At 49.0% G+C, this 2341-nt stretch carries 3 protein-coding genes; 1 reads left to right on the top strand and 2 read right to left on the bottom strand.

Annotated elements, in window-relative coordinates:
• The first annotated feature begins 185 nt into the window (after positions 1-185).
• Positions 186-920 carry a Fic family protein gene (locus tag GX016_10880; protein ID HHT72045.1) on the top strand — a complete coding sequence of 245 codons (735 nt, stop codon included), beginning with the start codon at positions 186-188 and terminating at the stop codon, positions 918-920.
• 59 nt (positions 921-979) lie between these two features.
• Here the strand turns inward: GX016_10880 and GX016_10885 are convergent, their stop codons facing one another.
• Together GX016_10885 and GX016_10890 are read right to left on the bottom strand one after the other, a co-directional pair.
• On the bottom strand, positions 980-1642 hold the full coding sequence (locus GX016_10885; protein HHT72046.1) for a metal-dependent hydrolase: 663 nt from the start codon (positions 1640-1642) through the stop codon (positions 980-982).
• 78 nt (positions 1643-1720) lie between these two features.
• Positions 1721-2341 (bottom strand): hemolysin III family protein (locus GX016_10890; GenBank protein ID HHT72047.1); only part of this gene is annotated, 621 nt, incomplete at its 5' end.

The raw sequence follows: 2341 nt of genomic DNA on the forward strand, positions 1-2341 counted from the left end.
AAGAATCAGGAGTTCTATCTGGAATACATGCTTAATGTATCCCGCGAGGCAGAGGACTTCAACATATTTTTGCTCGATCTTTGGCGGCTTCGTACCGAGAGACGCAAAAAGGAAGCCCATGCTAGCAACTCTCCGTTAGGCCGTATGGTAAAATTAGGATAAGGAACAAAAGGGAGAGGACTTCCTTGAAGGAGCTTTTTCAAGAAATTGATCGACTAAAGGACAAGATAAATAGTTATCGTCCCTTTGAAGGGGAACTCCTTAAGCAACTCCGCAGCTACTACAAAATTGGGCTAACGTATACCAGCAACGCTCTAGAAGGTAACTCCCTCACCGAGACCGAGACCAAAATTGTACTGGAAGACGGCTTAACTGTGGGCGGCAAACCTATTCGCGACTACTACGAGGCCACCGGCCACGGACGCGCCTACGACTACATATATTCCCTTGCAGCCGGGAAAGAGATTAGCGAAGAGGAGATCAAAACCATCCACCGCCTGTTTTACAGTTTGATCAACGACGGCCAGGCTGGGAAGTATCGTGAGGAGCGGGTGTTCATTTCCGGTTCTAACTATGTCCCGCCGGAGCCACAGGTGGTGCCGGGGCTCATGGCTGAGTTTGTCCATCGGCTCAAAGAGGGCGAACAAAAGTATCATCCAGTGAAATATGCTGCCTTAGCCCATAAAGAGTTCGTGTTTATCCATCCTTTTGTGGACGGTAATGGGCGAGTGGCACGGCTGATCATGAATTTATGTTTACTTAGAGCGGGCTACACCATCGCCATTATCCCGCCGATTCTGCGGGGAGAATACATCTCACGGCTGGAGAAGGCCCACGAGAACGACAGCGATTTTGTCCGATTCATCGCTGAACGGGTAGAAGAAACCCAAAAAGACTACCTGCGTCTGCTCGGTGCATAATTGAGACAGCGCCTGCCCGCTGGTGAACCAGCAGTAGCAGGCGCCTTTGATTTTAAGACTTAGAAACTGGCCCGATTCCCTGGCTCCAGCACAGTCACCTTGGCATCGGTTGCGCTTTCCACCAGCTTCTTAAACTCATTTGGATCTTGGGCTATAGGGGGGAAAGTGTTGTAGTGCATGGGGATGACGTGTTTGGGTTTAATTAGCCCCACGGCGTGAACCGAATCTTCCGGGCCCATAGTGAAATAATCGCCGATGGGGAGCAAGGCCACATCAATGTTTTCCTTAGCTAAGAAAGCCATATCGCCGAACAGAGCTGTGTCACCGGCAAAGTAGATCTTCTTGCCGGCAATTTCCACCACAAAGCCGCAGGCAATGCCGCCAGGCAAACCGCTACTGTGGATAGCCGGGACCAGTTTCACACTGCCAAAATCGGCTGGCAGTTTTCCGCCAATGTTACCGCCAACAGTAGCAATCCCTTGTTTTTCCAACGACTGGCACAGGTCAAAGGTGGAATACACCGTGGCCCCACTGGCCTTAGCTATAGCTTTGGCATCGCCCAGATGGTCGCCGTGAGCATGGGATACCAAAATATGGGTCGGACGCACATCCTTCGCCTTTTTGGCTGCTTTAGGGTTACCGGTTAAGAAAGGATCGGTGAGCACAGTATGTGGGCCTGCTTCAATAAGAAAGCAAGCATGGCCTAAAAACTCAATATTCAGCCTAAGCACCTCCTGGTAATATATCGCGCAATATCTGCTATTCTAGTCCTAGCTGTTAAAACCCTTCTTTGCACTATCCTATAGCGGTACAATGTACCATCGGATCATAATAAAATGAAGAACACTGCCAGCGGATATAAACAGATGGAAAATCTCGTGAAAACCAAAGCGCCCCGGGAAAAAGTTGAGACACTTAGTGGCATAAATAATCGCCCCTACCGAATAGGCAATTCCCCCGGCTACCATCAATATAATGGCTGCTGTGGGTAGATGCCTTATCAGTTGCGGGAACGGTATCACCGCTATCCAACCCAAGAGCAAATAGAATATAGCTGACAGCCGGCGGGACTTAAAAACGCGCCAAAAGGTGAAGCCGATACCTAAAATAGCCAGGACCCAGATTACAGTTAGCATAGTCCATCTCCAGGTGCGGGGTAAACCATAATAAAGTACGGGTGTATATGACCCGGCAATCAAAAAGTAAATGGCTGCATGGTCCAATTTCCTCAGCCACTTTTCTTTCCCAGGCGTGGTTTTAATCCAATGATACAACGAACTGGCCCCATAAAGCGCGATCAAGCTGACCCCGTAGATAGACATAGTAATAACTTTCGCTCGGTCGCCCTTACTCAAGACAACCAAAGCTATCAAGCCTGCAATACCAGCAATAAAGGTCAAGAAATGCGTCCACGTATTAAC

Source organism: Bacillota bacterium (assembly GCA_012837285.1).
GTDB lineage: Bacteria > Bacillota > DTU030 > DUMP01 > DUMP01 > DUNI01.